Raw genomic sequence first — 20,972 nt, 5'->3', positions numbered from 1 at the left:
CAGGACCGTGAAACGACTCTACGCCGATGATAGTGCGGATTGCCCGTGTGAAAGTAGGTAATCGTCAGGCTTCTTATTGCGAAACCCCGGCCCTAAAAAGCCGGGGTTTTTGCTTTTCCGCTCTCCCTATAAGTGAGAGCGTTGTGGGTTCGGCGCCGAACAAAGTGCTTGACACGATTCGGAACTTACCCCATAATCATCAGTTCTCTACGGAGGGGTGCCCGAGTGGCTAAAGGGGGCAGACTGTAAATCTGTTGGCTTACGCCTACGTTGGTTCGAATCCAACCTCCTCCACCAGAATTCAGCTGAAGTTAAGTGTCGGGAATCGGCAGTAGTCGGAAAAACTTCGCGGGTGTAGCTCAATGGTAGAGCAGAAGCCTTCCAAGCTTACGACGAGGGTTCGATTCCCTTCACCCGCTCCAGCGACGCAATAAAGCAGTTTAGAGCAGTTTTTGCCCATGTGGCTCAGTGGTAGAGCACTCCCTTGGTAAGGGAGAGGTCGGCAGTTCGATCCTGCCCATGGGCACCAGCCGGTATCTAGCAGGCCTCCAGAGGCCTCGCATCGAGCAGGCAGCAGCAACCCAGTGATTGTTTGCGCGCCCCGCGCAACGTACGGAAAAATCCTCTTAGGAGTCGAAAATGGCCAAGGGTAAGTTTGAGCGGACCAAGCCGCACGTGAACGTGGGCACGATCGGTCACGTTGACCACGGCAAGACCACGCTGACGGCAGCTATCACGACGGTTCTGACCAAGAAGTTCGGTGGCGAAGCCAAGGCGTACGACCAGATCGACGCGGCACCGGAAGAAAAGGCACGTGGTATTACCATCAACACCGCGCACGTCGAGTACGAAACGGCTAACCGCCACTACGCACACGTCGACTGCCCGGGCCACGCTGACTACGTGAAGAACATGATCACGGGCGCGGCACAGATGGACGGCGCGATCCTGGTTTGCTCGGCTGCTGACGGCCCGATGCCGCAAACGCGTGAGCACATCCTGCTGGCACGTCAGGTTGGCGTTCCGTACATCATCGTCTTCCTGAACAAGTGCGACATGGTCGACGACGCCGAGCTGCTCGAGCTGGTCGAAATGGAAGTGCGCGAGCTTCTGTCGAAGTACGACTTCCCGGGCGACGACACGCCGATCGTCAAGGGTTCGGCCAAGCTGGCGCTGGAAGGCGACACGGGCGAGCTGGGTGAAGTGGCGATCATGAGCCTGGCCGACGCGCTGGACACGTACATCCCGACGCCGGAGCGCGCAGTTGACGGCGCCTTCCTGATGCCGGTGGAAGACGTGTTCTCGATCTCGGGTCGTGGCACGGTGGTGACGGGTCGCGTTGAGCGCGGCATCGTCAAGGTCGGCGAAGAAATCGAAATCGTCGGTATCAAGCCGACGGTGAAGACGACCTGCACGGGCGTGGAAATGTTCCGCAAGCTGCTCGATCAAGGTCAGGCAGGCGACAACGTCGGTATCCTGCTGCGCGGCACGAAGCGTGAAGACGTCGAGCGCGGCCAGGTTCTGGCCAAGCCGGGTTCGATCACGCCGCACACGCACTTCACGGCTGAAGTGTACGTGCTGAGCAAGGACGAAGGCGGCCGTCACACGCCGTTCTTCAACAACTACCGTCCGCAGTTCTACTTCCGTACGACGGACGTGACGGGCTCGATCGAGCTGCCGAAGGACAAGGAAATGGTCATGCCGGGCGACAACGTGTCGATCACGGTGAAGCTGATCGCTCCGATCGCGATGGAAGAAGGTCTGCGCTTCGCAATCCGCGAAGGTGGCCGTACCGTCGGCGCCGGCGTCGTCGCGAAGATCATCGAGTAAGTTTTTGCCAGTCTCGTTGATCGACTAGGTGGTTTCGGGGTGGTGGTTACCATCACCCCAAATGGTTTAGGGGTATAGCTCAACTGGCAGAGCGTCGGTCTCCAAAACCGAAGGTTGGGGGTTCGATTCCCTCTGCCCCTGCCAACTTTACGCGCTACGGCGCGTTGTTCTTTAAGGTGTTATGGCGAATCCTTCCGTCGAAACTGTAAATACTTCCAGCGACAAGCTGATGCTTGCAGCAGGTGTATTGTTGGTTGTGGCCGGGTTCGTAGGGTTCTACTGGCTCGGTAGCCAGGAGTGGTATGTCCGCGGTGCAGCGCTTGCAGTTGGCGTGATCGCGGGGGTGGTAGTCGGTCTTCTCTCGGCGCCCGGCAAGAGCTTCATCGCGTTTGCCAAAGACTCGTACAAAGAAGTTCGCAAGGTCGTCTGGCCGACTCGTAAAGAGGCCACGCAAACGACGTTGGTGGTCTTCGGTTTTGTGCTGGTAATGGCCATCTTTCTGTGGGTTTGCGACAAATCCATCGAATGGGTGATTTTCTCGGCGATTCTGGGTTGGAAATGATATGAGCGATACACCGGCATCCCCGAGCGGAAAACGTTGGTATGTGGTGCACGCCTACTCCGGCATGGAGAAGAGCGTGCAACGTGCGCTTCAAGAGCGCATCGATCGTGCCGGCATGCAAGACAAGTTTGGCCAGATCCTCGTCCCGACTGAAGAAGTCGTCGAGGTGAAGGGTGGTCACAAATCAGTGACCGAACGTCGTTTCTTCCCGGGCTACGTCCTGGTCGAAATGGAAATGACGGACGAAACGTGGCACCTCGTGAAGAACACGGCAAAGGTGACGGGTTTTGTCGGCGGGGCGCGTAATCGCCCGAGTCCGATTTCGCCGCGCGAAGTCGAAAAGATCATGTCGCAGATGCAGGAAGGCGTTGAGAAGCCGCGCCCCAAGACCCTGTTCGAAGTCGGCGAGATGGTCCGCGTGAAGGAAGGTCCGTTCACGGACTTCAACGGCAGCGTCGAAGAAGTCAACTACGAAAAATCGCGCGTCCGGGTCTCCGTCACCATTTTTGGCCGCGCCACACCAGTCGAACTCGAATTCGGCCAGGTCGAAAAGCTGTAAATCGAATACGACGGATCGCATCTTTGGTGCGGTCCGTTTTTCCGCGCTTACGGTCCGCGTCATGGCCGTAGAGGAGCGCCAGTAGTCCAGTCGGCTGTGGAAGATGTTTGGTACAGCGAAGATTGGGTGACAGCGCGCTACCACTCACCCGAACGCTCACGCGTTCCAAAGAGGTTTTCAACATGGCAAAGAAAATCATCGGCTTTATCAAGCTGCAGATTCCTGCAGGTAAAGCCAACCCGTCGCCGCCGGTCGGTCCGGCACTGGGCCAGCGCGGCCTGAACATCATGGAGTTCTGCAAGGCGTTCAACGCGCAGACTCAAGCTCTGGAACCGGGTCTGCCGATTCCGGTCGTGATCACCGCGTTCGCGGACAAGAGCTTTACGTTCGTCCTGAAGACGCCGCCGGCTACGGTTCTGATCAAGAAGGCAGCGAAGGTCGACAAGGGTTCGGCCAAGCCGCACACCGACAAGGTCGCTACGATCACGCGCGCACAAGCCGAAGAAATCGCCAAGACCAAGATGCCGGACCTCACGGCAGCCGATATGGATGCAGCGGTCCGCACGATCGCTGGTAGCGCCCGCTCGATGGGCATCGTCGTGGAGGGCGTGTAAATGGCTAAGATTTCGAAGCGTCAAAAGGCTCTGGCCGCCAAGATCGATCGCCAGAAGCAATACGCAATCGTCGACGCACTGTCGCTCGTGAAGGAATGCGCAACGGCGAAGTTCGACGAGTCGATCGACGTCGCAGTCCAGCTCGGCATCGATGCGAAGAAGTCGGACCAGGTCGTTCGTGGTTCGGTCGTTCTGCCCGCAGGTACCGGCAAGTCGGTTCGCGTTGCTGTGTTCGCGCAAGGTGAGAAGGCTGAGCAGGCTAAGGCAGCTGGCGCGGAAATCGTCGGCATGGAAGACCTCGCCGAGCAGATCAAGGGCGGCAACCTGAACTTCGACATCGTGATCGCTTCGCCGGACACGATGCGTATCGTCGGTACGCTGGGTCAGATCCTCGGCCCGCGCGGCCTGATGCCGAACCCGAAGGTCGGTACGGTTACGCCGGACGTCGCCACCGCGGTCAAGAACGCGAAGGCTGGTCAGGTGCAATTCCGTGTCGACAAGGCCGGTATCATCCACGCGACCATCGGCCGTGCTTCGTTCGAGCCGACCGCGCTGCGCAGCAACCTCGACGCGCTCCTCGAAGCGCTGACGAAGGCCAAGCCGGCAACGAGCAAGGGCGTGTACCTGCGCAAGATCGCTGTTTCGAGCACGATGGGTGTTGGCGTTCGCGTCGACCAGTCGTCGCTGGCAGCCTGATCGCCGCGGTAAGCGTCGCAACAAGTTTTGCCGCGCTGAAGTCTGGAACGTAGCTTGCTACCCAGATCGCAGTGCGGATTTAAAGGGCTTTGGGCGGTTGTGCAGCGGCAGTCCGCGCGGCACAACCGGTTGTCAAAGACCGTTGGCGGAAGTGCAGTCGTTGGGTGCTTCCTTAATGCAAAGCCAACGCAGATGGCGAACCCGAAAAAGTTTTGAAGTGCTGATGTGAGCTGAACCAGGTGGAAACGCCTGAAGATGCAAACTGATTTACTCCGGACTGGTCGGTCGCCGTTGTTGAACGCGGCATCTGGCGCAATCGCGTTGGGTGTCGAATCTGGAGGTTAACCGTGCCACTGAACAAAGAAGGTAAGCAGGCCGTCGTGGCTGAAGTCTCCGCGCAAGTCGCGAAGGCTCAGACCATGGTGTTGGCCGAGTATCGTGGAATCGCGGTTGGCGATCTGACCAAGCTGCGCGCGAAAGCGCGTGAGCAGCAGGTGTACCTGCGCGTGTTGAAGAACACGCTGGCGCGTCGCGCTGTCGAAGGTACCCCGTTTGCTCCGCTGGCAGAGCAGATGACTGGCCCCCTGATCTACGGCATCTCGGAAGATGCCATTGCTGCAGCGAAGGTCGTGAACGACTTCGCAAAGAGCAATGACAAGTTGGTCATCAAGGCTGGTTCCTACGAAGGCAAGGTGATGGACGTGGCAGGCGTGCAAGCGCTGGCCAACATCCCGAGCCGCGAAGAACTGCTCTCGAAGCTGCTGTTCGTTATGCAAGCTCCTGTCTCCGGCTTCGCGCGTGCACTCGCCGCGCTGGCAGAGAAGAAGCAAGCAGAAGCTGCTTAAGTTCAAGCAGCAGACGAACAAGCAAGAGCGAGCGAAGATCGCTAGCTGTTTCCGAATTCAAATCTGGAGTAATTTCAAATGGCAATCGCAAAAGAAGACATCCTCGAAGCCGTTGGCTCGATGTCGGTTCTCGAACTGAACGAACTGGTCAAGGCATTCGAAGAGAAGTTTGGCGTGTCGGCAGCTGCTGTGGCAGTCGCTGGCCCGGCAGGCGGCGGCGCAGCTGCTGCTGCTGAAGAGCAGACCGAATTCACGGTCAACCTGCTCGAAGCAGGCGCGAACAAGGTTTCGGTCATTAAGGCCGTTCGTGAACTGACGGGTCTCGGCCTGAAGGAAGCGAAGGACCTGGTCGACGGTGCACCGAAGCCCGTGAAGGAAGCGGTGCCCAAGGCTGCTGCTGAAGAAGCGAAGAAGAAGCTGGAAGAAGCCGGCGCGAAGGCTGAAATCAAGTAAGTTTCAGCGCGCTGTGCGAAGGCTGGCGGTTTTTACACCGCCGGCCTTTTTGTGCTTTGTGGGGACTGCGTTTTTGTGTTCGATTTTCAGGAGTCGGAGGCAGGATGCGGGACCCAGAAGCCAAAGAAAAACGTCTTGTTCAGGGTGAGTGCCAGAACGGCATGAAGGACATCCAGACGCACGACGCTTCTCTTTGTCTTCTGAAGCGACTGCAGAAGGCAAGTTTGGTCGGGCAGCGGGTAAGTTATGACAAGCCCAAATCCGCTGCCGTCAGCCAGCGGTTGGTAGAGGCCAACCACCAAGCTTCCAAGGCTCGCGAAGCCATCGGGTCTCAGTCGGTGAACACTCGGGTCGTCCTACCCGCCGTGATTCGGAGATCGTATGCAATATTCCTTCACCGAGAAGAAGCGTATTCGCAAGAGTTTCGCGAAACGCCCCATCGTTCACCAAGTTCCTTTCCTGCTGGCTACCCAGCTTGAATCATTCAGCACGTTCCTGCAAGCAGAAACGGCGAGCGCACAGCGCAAGTCGGAAGGTCTGCAAGCAGCGTTTTCGTCTGTTTTTCCTATTGTTTCCCATAACGGCTTTGCTCGTCTAGAGTTCGTCAGCTACATGCTGTCGCCGCCGGCATTCAACATCAAGGAATGCCAGCAGCGCGGTCTGACGTACTGCTCGGCGCTGCGCGCCAAGGTACGTCTCGTTCTGCTCGACAAGGAATCGCCGAGCAAGCCGGTCGTCAAGGAAGTGAAGGAGCAGGAAGTGTACATGGGCGAAATTCCGCTCATGACGCCGACCGGTTCGTTCGTCATCAACGGCACCGAGCGTGTGATCGTCTCGCAGCTGCACCGTTCGCCTGGCGTGTTCTTCGAACACGACAAGGGCAAGACGCACAGCTCGGGCAAACTGCTGTTCTCCGCTCGTATCATTCCTTACCGTGGTTCGTGGCTCGATTTCGAGTTCGACCCGAAGGACGTGCTGTACTTCCGTGTCGACCGCCGCCGCAAGATGCCGGTCACGATCCTGCTGAAGGCCATCGGCCTCACGCCGGAACAGATCCTCGCGAACTTCTTCGTGTTCGACAACTTCACGCTGATGCCGGAAGGCGCGCAGATGGAGTTCGTGCCGGAGCGTCTGCGTGGTGAAGTCGCGCGCTTCGACATTTCGGATCGCGAAGGCAAGGTCATCGTCCAGAAGGACAAGCGCATCAACGCGAAGCACATTCGCGACCTCGAAAGCGCCAAGACCACCTACATTTCGGTCCCCGAAGACTATCTGCTCGGCCGCGTTCTGGCGAAGAACGTCGTCGACGGCGACACGGGCGAAGTGATCGCGAACGCGAACGACGAAATCACCGAAGGTGTGCTCGACAAGCTGCGCGAAGCGAAGATCAAGGACATCCAGACGCTCTACACGAACGATCTGGATCAGGGTCCGTACATCTCGTCGACGCTGCGTATCGACGAAACCGCCGACAAGACGGCCGCGCGCATCGCGATCTACCGCATGATGCGTCCGGGCGAGCCGCCGACCGAAGAAGCGGTCGAGGCCCTGTTCAACCGCCTGTTCTACAGCGAAGAAGCGTACGACCTCTCGAAGGTGGGTCGTATGAAGTTCAACCGCCGCGTGGGCCGTGACGAAATCGTCGGCCCGATGACGCTGCAGGACGACGACATCCTCGCGACGATCAAGATCCTCGTCGAGCTGCGCAACGGCAAGGGCGAAGTGGACGACATCGACCACTTGGGCAACCGTCGCGTGCGTTGCGTCGGCGAACTGGCGGAAAACCAGTTCCGCGCCGGTCTCGTGCGTGTCGAACGTGCAGTCAAGGAACGCCTCGGCCAGGCCGAAAGCGAAAACCTGATGCCGCACGACCTGATCAACTCGAAGCCGATTTCGTCGGCGATTCGCGAGTTCTTCGGTTCGTCGCAGCTGTCGCAGTTCATGGACCAGACCAACCCACTGTCGGAAATCACCCACAAGCGCCGCGTGTCGGCACTTGGCCCGGGCGGTCTGACGCGCGAGCGCGCTGGCTTTGAAGTCCGCGACGTGCACCCGACCCACTACGGCCGCGTGTGTCCGATTGAGACGCCGGAAGGTCCGAACATTGGTCTGATCAACTCGCTCGCTCTGTACGCGCACCTGAACGAATACGGCTTCCTCGAAACGCCGTATCGCAAGGTCGTGGACAGCAAGGTGACCGACCAGATCGACTACCTGTCGGCAATCGAAGAAGGCCGTTACGTGATCGCTCAGGCGAACGCGGCAGTGGCCGACGACGGCACGCTGACCGACGAACTCGTCTCGTCGCGTGAAGCGGGCGAAACGCTGATGGTCACGCCGGACCGCATCCAGTACATGGACGTGGCGCCGTCGCAGATCGTCTCGGTGGCTGCTTCGCTGATTCCGTTCCTCGAGCACGACGACGCGAACCGCGCACTGATGGGTTCGAACATGCAGCGTCAGGCCGTGCCTTGCCTGCGTCCGGAAAAGCCGGTCGTCGGTACGGGTATCGAGCGTACGGTTGCGGTCGACTCGGGTACGACGGTTCAGGCGCTGCGTGGCGGCGTGGTGGATTACGTCGACGCGGGCCGTATCGTGATTCGCGTGAACGACGATGAAGCCGTCGCCGGTGAAGTCGGCGTGGACATTTACAACCTGATCAAGTACACGCGTTCGAACCAGAACACGAACATCAACCAGCGTCCGATCGTGAAGATGGGCGACTGGGTGTCGCGTGGCGACGTGCTGGCTGACGGCGCGTCGACCGATCTGGGCGAGCTCGCGCTCGGTCAGAACATGCTGATCGCGTTCATGCCGTGGAACGGCTACAACTTCGAAGACTCGATTCTGATCTCGGAGAAGGTGGTTGCGGACGACCGTTACACGTCGATCCACATCGAAGAACTGAATGTCGTTGCACGCGACACGAAGCTCGGACCGGAAGAAATCACGCGCGACATTTCGAACCTCGCGGAAGTGCAGCTTGGCCGTCTCGACGAGTCGGGCATCGTGTACATCGGCGCGGAAGTCGAAGCGGGCGACGTGCTCGTGGGCAAGGTCACGCCGAAGGGCGAAACCCAGCTCACGCCGGAAGAAAAGCTGCTGCGCGCGATCTTCGGCGAGAAGGCTTCGGACGTAAAGGACACGTCGCTGCGCGTGCCGTCGGGCATGAGCGGCACGGTCATCGACGTGCAGGTGTTCACGCGCGAAGGCATCACGCGCGACAAGCGCGCGCAACAGATCATCGACGATGAACTGAAGCGTTATCGCCTCGACCTGAACGACCAGCTGCGTATCGTGGAAGGCGACGCGTTCCAGCGTCTCGCGCGCATGCTCGAGGGCAAGGTCGCGAACGGCGGTCCGAAGAAGCTCGCGAAGGGTACGAAGATCGATCAGGCTTACCTGAGCGACCTCGACCACTACCACTGGTTCGACATCCGCCTCGCGGACGAAGAAGCAGCGGCGCAGCTCGAAGCGATCAAGAACTCGATCGAAGAAAAGCGTCACCAGTTCGATCTGGCGTTCGAAGAGAAGCGCAAGAAGCTCACGCAAGGCGACGAACTGCCGCCGGGCGTGCTGAAGATGGTCAAGGTGTACCTCGCCGTCAAGCGTCGTCTGCAGCCTGGCGACAAGATGGCAGGCCGCCACGGTAACAAGGGTGTCGTGTCGAAGATCGTGCCGATCGAAGACATGCCGTACATGGCCGATGGCCGTCCGGCCGACGTCGTGCTGAACCCGCTGGGCGTTCCGTCGCGGATGAACGTGGGTCAGGTTCTCGAAGTGCACCTCGGTTGGGCCGCGAAGGGTCTGGGCTGGCGTATTGGCGAAATGCTTGCGCGTCAGACCAAGATTGCAGAGCTGCGTGAGTTCCTCACGAAGATCTACAACGAATCGGGCCACAAGGAAGACCTCGACAGCTTCAGCGACGACGAAATCTTCGAACTCGCGAAGAACCTGCGCGAAGGCGTGCCGTTCGCAACGCCGGTGTTCGACGGTGCGACCGAAGAGGAAATGGGCAAGATGCTCGATCTGGCTTACCCGGACGACATCGCCGCGAACCTCGGCATGACGCCGTCGAAGAACCAGGTGCGTCTGTACGACGGCCGCACGGGCGAGATGTTCGAGCGCACCGTGACCGTGGGTTACATGCACTACCTGAAGCTGCACCACCTTGTCGACGACAAGATGCACGCGCGTTCGACGGGGCCGTACTCGCTCGTCACGCAGCAGCCGCTGGGTGGTAAGGCGCAGTTCGGTGGCCAGCGCTTCGGTGAAATGGAAGTGTGGGCGCTCGAAGCGTATGGCGCTTCGTACGTGCTGCAAGAAATGTTGACGGTGAAGTCGGACGACGTGAACGGCCGGACGAAGGTGTACGAAAACCTCGTCAAGGGCGACCACGTGATCGATGCAGGCATGCCGGAATCCTTCAATGTGCTGGTGAAGGAAATCCGTTCGCTCGGTATCGACATCGACCTCGACCGCAACTAATCGGACTACGGAGAGAAGGCAATGAAAGCTCTGCTCGATCTATTCAAGCAAGTCCAACAAGAAGAAGTTTTTGACGCGATCAAGATCGGTCTGGCCTCGCCGGACAAGATCCGCTCGTGGTCGTTCGGTGAAGTGAAGAAGCCGGAGACCATCAATTACCGTACGTTCAAGCCGGAACGCGATGGTCTGTTCTGCGCGAAGATCTTCGGGCCGATCAAGGACTACGAGTGCCTGTGCGGCAAGTACAAGCGCCTGAAGCACCGTGGCGTGATCTGCGAGAAGTGCGGCGTTGAAGTCACGCTGGCGAAGGTGCGTCGCGAACGCATGGGCCATATCGAACTGGCCTCGCCGGTCGCGCACATCTGGTTCCTGAAGTCGCTGCCGTCGCGTCTGGGCATGGTGCTCGACATGACGCTGCGCGACATCGAACGCGTGCTGTACTTCGAAGCCTATGTGGTGATCGAACCGGGCATGACGCCGCTGAAGGCGCGTCAGATCATGACCGAAGAGGATTACTACAATAAGGTCGAAGAGTACGGTGACGAATTCCGCGCCGAGATGGGTGCGGAAGGCGTGCGCGAACTGCTGCGTGCGATCAACATCGACGAACAGGTCGAAACGCTGCGCACCGAGCTGAAGAACACCGGCTCGGAAGCGAAGATCAAGAAGTACGCGAAGCGCCTGAAGGTGCTCGAGGCTTTCCAGCGTTCGGGCATCAAGCCCGAATGGATGGTGCTCGAAGTGCTGCCGGTGCTGCCGCCCGAACTGCGTCCGCTGGTGCCGCTGGACGGTGGCCGCTTCGCCACTTCGGACCTGAACGACCTGTATCGCCGCGTCATCAACCGTAACAACCGTCTGAAGCGTCTGCTCGAGCTGAAGGCGCCGGAGATCATCGTCCGCAACGAAAAGCGGATGCTCCAGGAAGCGGTTGACTCGCTGCTCGATAACGGCCGTCGCGGCAAGGCGATGACGGGCGCGAACAAGCGTCCGCTGAAGTCGCTCGCCGACATGATCAAGGGTAAGGGCGGTCGCTTCCGTCAGAACCTGCTGGGTAAGCGCGTCGACTACTCGGGCCGTTCGGTCATCGTGGTGGGTCCGACGCTCAAGCTTCACCAGTGCGGTCTGCCGAAGCTGATGGCGCTCGAACTGTTCAAGCCGTTCATCTTCAACAAGCTGGAAACGATGGGCGTCGCGACGACCATCAAGGCTGCGAAGAAGGAAGTCGAGAACCAGACGCCGGTGGTGTGGGACATCCTCGAAGAGGTGATCCGCGAACATCCGGTCATGCTGAACCGTGCACCGACGCTTCACCGTCTTGGCATTCAGGCTTTCGAGCCGGTGCTGATCGAAGGTAAGGCAATCCAGCTCCACCCGCTCGTTTGCGCGGCGTTCAACGCCGACTTCGACGGTGACCAGATGGCTGTTCACGTGCCGCTGTCGCTCGAAGCGCAGATGGAAGCGCGCACGCTGATGCTGGCGTCGAACAACGTCCTGTTCCCGGCCAACGGCGATCCGTCGATCGTGCCGTCGCAGGATATCGTGCTGGGCCTGTACTACGCCACGCGTGAAGCGATCAACGGCAAGGGCGAAGGCATGACGTTCACGGGCGTGTCGGAAGTCCTCCGCGCGTACGAGAACAAGGAAGTCGAGCTGGCGTCGCGCGTGAACGTGCGTATTACCGAAATGGTCCACAACGAGGACAAGTCGGAAGGCGCACCGGCATTCGTGCCGAAGATCTCGCTGTACGCGACGACGGTTGGCCGTTCGATCCTGTCGGAAATCCTGCCGCCGGGTCTGCCGTTCTCGGTGCTGAACAAGCCGCTGAAGAAGAAGGAAATCTCGCGTCTGATCAACACCGCGTTCCGCAAGTGCGGTCTGCGTGAAACGGTGATCTTCGCCGACCAGCTGATGCAGTCGGGTTTCCGCCTGGCAACGCGCGCCGGTATTTCGATCTGCGTGGACGACATGCTCGTGCCGCCGCAGAAGGAAACCATCGTCGGCGAAGCCGCGAAGAAGGTGAAGGAATACGACCGTCAGTACATGTCGGGTCTCGTCACCGCGCAGGAACGCTACAACAACGTGGTCGACATCTGGTCGAACACGTCGGAAGCGGTCGGCAAGGCGATGATGGAGCAGCTCGCGACGGAACCGGTGGTCGACCGTGACGGCAAGGAAACGCGTCAGGAATCGTTCAACTCGATCTACATGATGGCCGACTCGGGCGCGCGGGGTTCCGCAACCCAGATTCGCCAGCTGGCGGGTATGCGCGGCCTGATGGCGAAGCCGGACGGCTCGATTATCGAAACGCCGATTACCGCGAACTTCCGCGAAGGTCTGAACGTGTTGCAGTACTTCATCTCGACCCACGGTGCACGTAAGGGTCTGGCTGATACGGCACTGAAGACCGCGAACTCGGGTTACCTGACGCGTCGTCTCGTCGACGTGACGCAGGATCTCGTGGTCGTCGAGGAAGATTGCGGCACGTCGAACGGCGTGGCGATGAAGGCACTCGTGGAAGGCGGTGAAGTCGTCGAAGCGCTGCGCGACCGTATTCTCGGCCGCGTTGCGGTGGCGGACGTCGTCAATCCTGAAACCCAGGAAACGATCTACGCTTCGGGCGACCTGCTCGACGAAGACGCAGTCGAAACGATCGAAAGCCTCGGCATCGACGAAGTGCGCGTACGCACCCCGCTGACCTGCGAAACGCGTTACGGTCTGTGCGCTTCGTGCTACGGCCGCGACCTGGGTCGTGGCTCGCGCGTGAACGTCGGCGAAGCCGTCGGCGTGATCGCAGCACAGTCGATCGGCGAACCGGGCACGCAGCTCACGATGCGTACGTTCCACATCGGTGGTGCGGCATCGCGTGCAGCAGTGGCCTCGTCGGTTGAAGCCAAGTCGAACGGTACGGTCCGCTTCACGGCGACGATGCGTTACGTCACGAACGCGAAGGGCGAGCAGATCGTCATTTCGCGCTCGGGCGAAGCCATCATCGCCGACGATCACGGCCGCGAGCGCGAGCGTCACAAGGTGCCGTACGGCGCGACGCTGCTGCAACTCGACGGCGACGCGATCAAGGCCGGCACGCAGCTCGCAACGTGGGATCCGCTGACGCGCCCGATCATCACCGAGTACGGTGGTACGGTGAAGTTCGAAAACGTCGAAGAAGGCGTGACGGTTGCGAAGCAGATCGACGATGTGACGGGTCTGTCGACCCTCGTCGTGATCGACGTGAAGCGCCGCGGTTCGCAGGCTTCGAAGAGCGTGCGTCCGCAGGTCAAGCTGCTCGACGCGAACGGCGACGAAGTCAAGATCCCGAACACCGAGCATTCGGTGCAGATCGGCTTCCAGGTCGGCGCTCTGATCACGGTGAAGGACGGTCAGCAAGTGCAGGTCGGTGAAGTGCTCGCACGTATCCCGACTGAAGCGCAGAAGACGCGTGACATTACCGGTGGTCTGCCGCGTGTGGCGGAACTGTTCGAAGCACGTTCGCCGAAGGACGCAGGTATCCTGGCGGAAGTCACGGGTACGACGTCGTTCGGTAAGGACACGAAGGGCAAGCAGCGTCTCGTTATCACGGACCTCGAAGGCAATCAGCACGAGTTCCTGATCGCGAAGGAAAAGCAGGTTCTGGTTCACGATGCACAGGTCGTCAACAAGGGCGAAATGATCGTGGACGGCCCGGCCGATCCGCACGACATCCTGCGTCTGCAGGGTATCGAAGCGCTGTCGCGTTACATCGTGGACGAAGTGCAGGACGTGTACCGTCTGCAGGGCGTGAAGATCAACGACAAGCACATCGAAGTGATCGTGCGTCAGATGCTCCGTCGTGTTCAGATCACCGACAACGGCGATACGCGTTTCATCCCTGGCGAACAAGTCGAGCGTTCGGACATGCTCGACGAGAACGACAAGATGATCGCGGAAGACAAGCGTCCGGCGACGTACGAGAACGTGCTGCTCGGTATCACGAAGGCATCGCTCTCGACCGACTCGTTCATCTCGGCGGCATCGTTCCAGGAAACGACCCGCGTGCTGACCGAAGCGGCGATCATGGGCAAGCGCGACGATCTGCGTGGCCTGAAGGAGAACGTGATCGTCGGCCGTCTGATTCCGGCCGGTACGGGTCTCGCGTTCCACAAGGCGCGCCGTGCGAAGGAATCGTCGGATCGCGAGCGTTTCGACCAGATCGCAGCGGAAGAAGCGTTCGACTTCGGCGCACCGGAAACCCCGGCTGCCGAAGTGCCGGAACAGCCGCATACGACGGACGAGTAAGCAGAAGGGCGGCGCAAGCCGCCCGATGCTCCGCTCGTGCGCCATGCGCACCCCAAAAAGCCGTCTGGTTCACGCCAGACGGCTTTTTTTATGGGTTTTTCTCGGGCTGGCGGGCGAAGCGGTTCGTAGTGCCTGGTATTGCATGCGCGGGTTGCGCGCACGGCTTGCGCGCGACGCGGCGAGGCATTGCCGGGCCGCCGCATGTGCGACCCCGCGCCGCACCGCTGGCGCGGTCGCTGCGCGTGTCTGCGGCGCGTGCTAACGTAGCGCGCCAAGTCTGTCGGCGTACGAACTTTCGCGGCGCGCCGGCAGCAATTTTCTGAATCTGGAGGCGGTAATCATGTGGGTCGTTGGTGTCGGTCTCATCCTGAATCTGGTGGCGTGCATCGCCGACTTTTCGCATCTGCTGCATCACGTCGGAAACCAGGAGGCCGCCATGTTCTTCGCGACTTTCCTCGTGATGTGGGCATTCCTGATCATCGGTTACATCATGCAGCTGGCGCGCAAGGTGAAAATGGGCGCGGTGCTGCTCGTGCTCGGCTCGCTGCTGCTCGTGGTCGGCAGTTTCGTGCAACTGCCCTTTGGCGCGCTCGTGATGCTGTCGGTGGTCGCGGCCATCGTGACGATCGTCGGCGCGCTGCGCGTCGCGCAGAAGCGCGCCTGAGTCCGCGCGCTTCGCTTGCCGCGGGCGCGGGTTCTCCGCGCTCGCCGCGTCGCTGATTCATTGATTCGCTGGTTCGCTGATTCGCAGACAGCGTGCGCACCGCGCGCACGCGCGTTTCAGTCGCGTATTTGTCGTCTATTGCTCGCGTTGTCTTCGCGCGGTTCTGCGCAGTTCTTCCCCGTTTTCCCTTCGCTTTTTGCCGCTGGATTCGTGACGGATTCCTGGCCTGATGGCCAATCTTCACGGTTGCGGCGGTCAAGGCGCGTCCGGGTTGGTAAAATCCGGTCCACCGCCTCCGCTTCACGCCTCCTCCTTACGTCGCCGCCTTCATGTCCCGTTCGCTCGAAATTCTCAACGAAGTCTTCGGTTATCCCGTCTTTAGAGGGCAACAAGCCGAGATCGTCGAGCATGTCGCGGGCGGCGGCGATTCGCTGGTGCTCATGCCCACGGGCGGCGGCAAGTCGCTCTGCTATCAGATTCCGGCGCTGGTGCGCCACGAGGCCGGGCTCGGCGCCGGCATCGTGGTCTCGCCGCTGATCGCGCTGATGCAGGACCAGGTGGCCGCGCTGACCGAAGTCGGCGTGCGCGCGGCGTATCTGAATTCGACGCTCACCGGCGCCGAGGCGGCCGCCACCGAGCGCGCGCTGCGCGAAGGCGACCTCGATCTGCTCTACGTGGCGCCCGAGCGTCTGATGACGTCGCGCTTTCTCGAGCTGCTCGAACGCACGCGCATCGGCCTGTTCGCGATCGACGAGGCGCACTGCGTGTCGCAATGGGGGCACGATTTCCGCCCCGAGTACATCCAGCTTTCGGTCCTGCACGAGCGCTTCCCGAACGTGCCGCGCATCGCGCTCACGGCCACCGCCGACGCGATCACGCGCGACGAGATCATGCACCGCCTCGCGCTCGACGACGCGCGCGTGTTCGTGTCGAGCTTCGACCGGCCGAACATCCGCTACCGCATCGTCGAAAAGGACAACGCGCGCACGCAACTGCTCGATTTCATCCGCGCGGAGCACACGCGCGCCGACGGCACGACCGACGCGGGCGTGGTCTATTGCCTGTCGCGCCGCAAGGTCGAGGAAACCGCGGAGTGGCTGAAGGGGCAGGGCGTGCGCGCGCTGCCGTATCACGCCGGCATGGAATTCGAGGTGCGCCAGAAGCATCAGGAGCTGTTCCAGCGCGAAGAGGGTGTGGTGATGTGCGCGACCATCGCGTTCGGCATGGGTATCGACAAGCCGGACGTGCGCTTTGTCGCGCATCTGGACTTGCCCAAGAGCGTGGAAGGCTATTACCAGGAAACCGGCCGCGCGGGCCGCGACGGGCTGGCGGCCAATGCCTGGATGGCTTATGGCCTTGGCGACGTCGTGCAGCAGCGCAAGATGATCGACGAGTCCGACGCCGACGAGCAGCACAAGCGCGTGCAGACGGGCAAGCTCGACGCGCTGCTCGGCCTGTGCGAAACGGCCACCTGTCGCCGCGTGCGTCTGCTTGCGTACTTCGGTGAGGAGAGCAAGCCCTGCGGCAACTGTGACACCTGCATCGAGCCGCCCGCCACCTGGGACGCCACGCGCGAGGCGCAAATGGCGCTTTCGTGTGTGTTCCGCGCCCAGCGCGCGAGCGGCTTCAATTTCGGCGCGGGTCACCTGATCGACATTCTGCGCGGCAACCGCAACGAGAAGATCATGCAGCGCGGCCACGAGAAGATCTCGACCTTCGGCATTGGCGCGGCGCTGTCCGAGGCCGAGTGGCGCGGCATCTTCCGTCAGCTGGTGGCGTTCGGCTATCTGACCGTCGATCACGAGGGCTTCGGCGCGCTCGTGCTGACGGAGGCGAGCAAGGCGGTGCTCAAGGGCGAGCAGCACGTCACGATGCGCCGCTATGTGAAGCCCACGCGCACACGTATGTCGTCGAGCCGCACCAGCGAGCGCGCCGATCCGACCGTGGGCATGAGCCCGCGTCAGCGCGCGCGCTGGGAGCGCTTGCGCCTGTGGCGCACCGATACGGCCAAGAGCGAGGGCGTGCCCGCCTACGTGATCTTCCACGACGCCACGCTGGCGGAAATCGCCCGCAACGGTCCCGAATCGGTCGACGATCTGCGCGATATTCCGGGCATCGGCGCGCGCAAACTCGAGCGCTTTGGCGAGGAACTCGTCGAGGTCGTCGGCGACGAGTAAGCGGCTCGCTGGCGCCGGGCTCACGACTGGTGCGAAGCCTTTGCACTGTGAGCGCACCGGTCGTATTTGCGTCCTGGTCCGTCCGAGCCGCGCCGTAATTGGCCATGCGCCTTTTCCGCTTCCTCCAGCGCTGCAATTTACCGGTGAGCACGCGTTTTATCCTCGTCGCACCGCAACACGCCACACACTTCTTCCGTGCTCCGAAATACCGCAAGCCGTTGACTTGCTTGGTGTTTTCGGAATATCATGCTGGGTTCCGGTTCTTGGGTTGTCTGCGCACGTCAGTTAGTTTGACTAATTCGTTGACTAATTCGGCGTGGAAGCACGGTGGAGTGCGCTCCAGGTGCATGCGTCGCAGGCGGCGGTTTTCAGGGCCGGAATTCTCGTAGGAGTTTAGATGCGTGGTTTTCCGCTTTGCCCGGAAATAAACGCATCGATTTTGTTCAATTTCAGGAATAAACAATGCCAACCATCAATCAACTGGTTCGCAAAGGCCGCACTTCGGAAGTCACGAAGAGCAAGTCGCCGGCCCTGCAGGACTGCCCTCAGCGTCGCGGCGTGTGCACGCGTGTGTACACGACGACGCCGAAGAAGCCGAACTCGGCACTTCGTAAAGTTGCCAAGGTTCGTCTGACGAACGGCTTCGAAGTCATTTCGTACATCGGTGGTGAAGGCCACAACCTGCAGGAACACTCGGTTGTGCTGATCCGCGGCGGCCGTGTGAAGGACTTGCCGGGTGTGCGTTACCACATGGTTCGCGGCTCGCTGGATACCCAGGGCGTCAAGGATCGTAAGCAGGCTCGCTCGAAGTACGGCGCGAAGCGCGCGAAGGCTGCGAAGTAAGAGTCAAGTGTCGTCTGCGCTCCAGAGCGCTGGCGATAAAAGCGACAGGTGCCGGATTGGCCGGTGCTGTCGAGTAAGTGGTCACCCGACCAGGCTGGTAAGTCGTGAGATGAATCGGGTTAGTTGGTGGCCGCGGAGCGTAGGGTTCCATCCACGCTTCAACTGAAAAGTTAAAGGAAGAAACATGCCGCGTCGTCGCGAAGTCCCCAAGCGGGAAGTGTTGCCGGATCCGAAGTTCGGCAACGTTGATGTAGCCAAGTTCATGAACGTGCTGATGCTCTCCGGCAAGAAGTCGGTTGCCGAGCGTATCGTGTACGGCGCTTTCGAACAGATCCAGACCAAGGGTGGCAAGGACCCGCTGGAAGTGTTCACTGTCGCGCTCAACAACGTGAAGCCGGTGGTGGAAGTGAAGAGCCGCCGCGTTGGTGGTGCGAACTATCAGGTTCCGGTCGAAGTGCGCCCCTCGCGTCGTATGGCATTGGCGATGCGTTGGCTGCGTGAAGCCGCGAAGAAGCGCAGCGAGAAGTCGATGGCCCTGCGTCTGGCAGGTGAACTCTCCGAAGCGGCCGAAGGCCGTGGCGGCGCGATGAAGAAGCGCGACGAAGTTCACCGGATGGCAGAAGCGAACAAGGCGTTCTCGCACTTCCGCTTCTAAGAGAAAGCCCCTACCGGGGTTTGCTCAAAGAGCGGAAAAAAATTCCGGGCGGGTGCGCTTATCTAGCGCCTCGCCCGTTTGTGTTCAGGCGCGTTGGGATCGACCCGGTCGGGATCGAATTCGGCGCGCACCTCCTTATAGAGGATCAAAGTGGCTCGCAAGACTCCTATCGAGCGCTACCGCAACATCGGTATTAGCGCTCACATCGACGCCGGCAAGACGACGACGACCGAGCGCATTCTGTTCTACACCGGCGTGAACCACAAGATTGGTGAAGTTCACGACGGCGCTGCCACCATGGACTGGATGGAGCAGGAGCAGGAGCGTGGCATCACGATTACCTCCGCTGCTACGACCGCGTTCTGGAAGGGCATGGGCGGTAACTACCCCGAGCACCGCATCAACATCATCGACACCCCGGGCCACGTCGACTTCACGATTGAAGTTGAACGCTCGATGCGCGTGCTCGACGGTGCATGCATGGTTTACTGCGCAGTGGGCGGCGTTCAGCCCCAGTCGGAAACCGTGTGGCGCCAGGCGAACAAGTACAAGGTTCCCCGTCTCGCGTTCGTCAACAAGATGGACCGTACGGGCGCGAACTTCTTCAAGGTCTACGACCAGCTGAAGACGCGTCTGAAGGCGAACCCGGTTCCGGTCGTGGTGCCGATCGGCGCAGAAGACACGTTCCAGGGCGTGGTCGACCTGATCAAGATGAAGGCGATCATTTGGGACGAAGCGTCGCAAGGCACGAAGTTCGACTACGTCGACATCCCCGCTGAACTCGTTGACTCGTGCAACGAATGGCGCGAAAAGATGATCGAGTCGGCTGCTGAAGCCAGCGAAGAGCTGATGGAAAAGTACCTCGGCGGCGAAGAGCTGACCGAAGCGGAAGTCGTCAAGGCCATCCGCGACCGTACCATCGCTTGCGAAATCCAGCCGATGCTGTGCGGCACCGCGTTCAAGAACAAGGGCGTGCAGCGTATGCTCGACGCCGTGATCGACTTCCTGCCGTCGCCGGTGGACATTCCCCCGGTCACGGGCGAACTCGAAAACGGTGAGAAGGCAGAGCGCCGTGCAGCCGACGACGAAAAGTTTTCGGCACTCGCGTTCAAGATCATGACCGACCCGTTCGTCGGCCAGTTGATCTTCTTCCGCGCGTACTCGGGTGTCGTCAACTCGGGCGACACGGTGCTGAACTCGACCAAGGGCAAGAAGGAACGCCTCGGCCGTATTCTGCAGATGCACGCGAACAACCGCGAAGAAATCAAGGAAGTTCGTGCAGGCGACATCGCCGCAGCCGTGGGCCTGAAGGAAGCAACGACGGGCGACACGCTGTGCGACCCGGCGAACCCGATCATCCTGGAACGCATGATTTTCCCGGAACCGGTGATTTCGCAGGCCGTCGAGCCGAAGACCAAGGCTGACCAGGAAAAGATGGGCCTCGCCCTGAACCGCCTGGCACAGGAAGACCCGTCGTTCCGCGTCCAGACGGACGAGGAATCGGGCCAGACCATCATTTCGGGTATGGGCGAGCTCCACCTCGAAATTCTGGTCGACCGTATGAAGCGTGAATTCAACGTGGAAGCGACCGTCGGCAAGCCGCAGGTTGCATACCGCGAAACGATCCGCGCAACGGCGAAGGACGTCGAAGGCAAGTTCGTCAAGCAGTCGGGCGGTCGCGGCCAGTTCGGTCACGCTGTCATTACGCTTGAGCCGAACGAGCAGGGCAAGGGCTACGAGTTCCTGGACGAGATCAAGGGTGGTGTGATTCCGCGTGAATTCATCCCCGCGGTCGACAAGGGTATCCAGGAAACGCTCAAGGCCGGCGTGCTGGCGGGCTTCCCGGTCGTCGACGTCAAGGTTCACCTGACGTTCGGTTCGTACCACGACGTTGACTCGAACGAAAATGCATTCCGCATGGCCGGTTCGATGGCGTTCAAGGAAGCAATGCGCAAGGCTCAGCCGGTCATCCTCGAACCGATGATGGCTGTCGAAGTCGAAACGCCGGAAGACTACATGGGCAACGTGATGGGCGACCTGTCGGGCCGTCGCGGTATCGTCCAGGGCATGGAAGACATGGTTGGCGGCGGCAAGATCGTTCGCGCCGAAGTGCCGCTGTCGGAAATGTTCGGCTATTCGACGTCGCTGCGCTCGCTGTCGCAAGGTCGCGCAACGTACACGATGGAATTCAAGCACTACGCAGAAGCACCGCGTAACGTGGCCGACGCGATCATCAGCGCGAAGGCGAAGTAAGCATCGGCATTCAGTTGACCATGCGGCGAACCGGACATGGGTCCGGTTCGCATCGCGCAGT

The 20,972-nt window shown here is 60.6% G+C and carries 14 protein-coding genes and 4 tRNA genes; all 18 read left to right on the top strand.

Annotated elements, in window-relative coordinates; genetic code table 11:
• Window positions 1–211: 211 nt before the first annotated feature.
• The 18 genes from SB764_RS31825 (at window position 212) to fusA (ending at window position 20,911) form a co-directional block, all read left to right on the top strand.
• Window positions 212–297, top strand: a tRNA-Tyr gene (locus SB764_RS31825).
• A gap of 51 nt (window positions 298–348) precedes the next feature.
• Window positions 349–422: transfer RNA gene (locus SB764_RS31820), tRNA-Gly, on the top strand.
• A gap of 32 nt (window positions 423–454) precedes the next feature.
• Window positions 455–529 (top strand) — tRNA-Thr (locus tag SB764_RS31815).
• A 110-nt stretch (window positions 530–639) separates the two neighbouring features.
• Entirely contained in the window at window positions 640–1,830 is a 1,191-nt protein-coding gene (tuf, locus tag SB764_RS31810; protein ID WP_011350666.1) for an elongation factor Tu, read from the top strand.
• A 68-nt stretch (window positions 1,831–1,898) separates the two neighbouring features.
• Window positions 1,899–1,974 (top strand) — tRNA-Trp (locus tag SB764_RS31805).
• 37 nt (window positions 1,975–2,011) lie between these two features.
• Window positions 2,012–2,392: a preprotein translocase subunit SecE gene (gene secE / locus SB764_RS31800; RefSeq protein ID WP_028222169.1), complete on the top strand. Its 381-nt coding sequence runs from the start codon at window positions 2,012–2,014 to the stop codon at window positions 2,390–2,392.
• 1 nt (window position 2,393) lies between these two features.
• Window positions 2,394–2,951, top strand: coding sequence for a transcription termination/antitermination protein NusG (gene nusG / locus SB764_RS31795; RefSeq protein WP_027821101.1), 558 nt, complete (start codon window positions 2,394–2,396; stop codon window positions 2,949–2,951).
• Window positions 2,952–3,133: 182 nt separating this feature from the next.
• A complete protein-coding gene (gene rplK, locus SB764_RS31790; protein WP_074987833.1) occupies window positions 3,134–3,565 on the top strand; it encodes a 50S ribosomal protein L11 in 432 nt (143 codons plus the stop codon).
• Window positions 3,566–4,261: a 50S ribosomal protein L1 gene (gene rplA, locus SB764_RS31785; RefSeq protein ID WP_074987832.1), complete on the top strand. Its 696-nt coding sequence runs from the start codon at window positions 3,566–3,568 to the stop codon at window positions 4,259–4,261.
• Window positions 4,262–4,608: 347 nt separating this feature from the next.
• Window positions 4,609–5,106 (top strand): 50S ribosomal protein L10, encoded by a 498-nt coding sequence (gene rplJ / locus SB764_RS31780; protein WP_035534644.1) that lies wholly within the window; start codon window positions 4,609–4,611, stop codon window positions 5,104–5,106.
• A 78-nt stretch (window positions 5,107–5,184) separates the two neighbouring features.
• The gene (gene rplL, locus SB764_RS31775; protein ID WP_027821097.1) at window positions 5,185–5,559 is read left to right on the top strand and encodes a 50S ribosomal protein L7/L12; all 375 of its coding nucleotides are present in this window, start codon (window positions 5,185–5,187) and stop codon (window positions 5,557–5,559) included.
• A 381-nt stretch (window positions 5,560–5,940) separates the two neighbouring features.
• The gene (rpoB, locus tag SB764_RS31770; protein WP_074987830.1) at window positions 5,941–10,047 is read left to right on the top strand and encodes a DNA-directed RNA polymerase subunit beta; all 4,107 of its coding nucleotides are present in this window, start codon (window positions 5,941–5,943) and stop codon (window positions 10,045–10,047) included.
• A 21-nt stretch (window positions 10,048–10,068) separates the two neighbouring features.
• On the top strand, window positions 10,069–14,319 hold the full coding sequence (rpoC, locus tag SB764_RS31765) for a DNA-directed RNA polymerase subunit beta' (protein ID WP_074987829.1): 4,251 nt from the start codon (window positions 10,069–10,071) through the stop codon (window positions 14,317–14,319).
• Window positions 14,320–14,659: 340 nt separating this feature from the next.
• Entirely contained in the window at window positions 14,660–14,983 is a 324-nt protein-coding gene (locus SB764_RS31760; RefSeq protein WP_074987828.1) for a hypothetical protein, read from the top strand.
• Between the two features lie 329 nt (window positions 14,984–15,312).
• Window positions 15,313–17,160 (top strand): DNA helicase RecQ, encoded by a 1,848-nt coding sequence (gene recQ, locus SB764_RS31755; RefSeq protein WP_410865927.1) that lies wholly within the window; start codon window positions 15,313–15,315, stop codon window positions 17,158–17,160.
• A 462-nt stretch (window positions 17,161–17,622) separates the two neighbouring features.
• The gene (gene rpsL, locus SB764_RS31750; protein ID WP_027821136.1) at window positions 17,623–18,003 is read left to right on the top strand and encodes a 30S ribosomal protein S12; all 381 of its coding nucleotides are present in this window, start codon (window positions 17,623–17,625) and stop codon (window positions 18,001–18,003) included.
• A gap of 184 nt (window positions 18,004–18,187) precedes the next feature.
• Window positions 18,188–18,658: a 30S ribosomal protein S7 gene (rpsG, locus tag SB764_RS31745; protein WP_006053291.1), complete on the top strand. Its 471-nt coding sequence runs from the start codon at window positions 18,188–18,190 to the stop codon at window positions 18,656–18,658.
• Between the two features lie 150 nt (window positions 18,659–18,808).
• On the top strand, window positions 18,809–20,911 hold the full coding sequence (gene fusA / locus SB764_RS31740) for an elongation factor G (RefSeq protein ID WP_065062799.1): 2,103 nt from the start codon (window positions 18,809–18,811) through the stop codon (window positions 20,909–20,911).
• Window positions 20,912–20,972: the final 61 nt, after the last annotated feature.

The sequence above is a fragment of the Paraburkholderia sp. SIMBA_027 genome, assembly GCF_046535315.1.
Taxonomy (GTDB): domain Bacteria; phylum Pseudomonadota; class Gammaproteobacteria; order Burkholderiales; family Burkholderiaceae; genus Paraburkholderia; species Paraburkholderia tropica.
The sequence above is the reverse complement of the archived record's forward strand: the minus strand, read 5'-3'. Positions and strand labels throughout refer to the sequence as shown.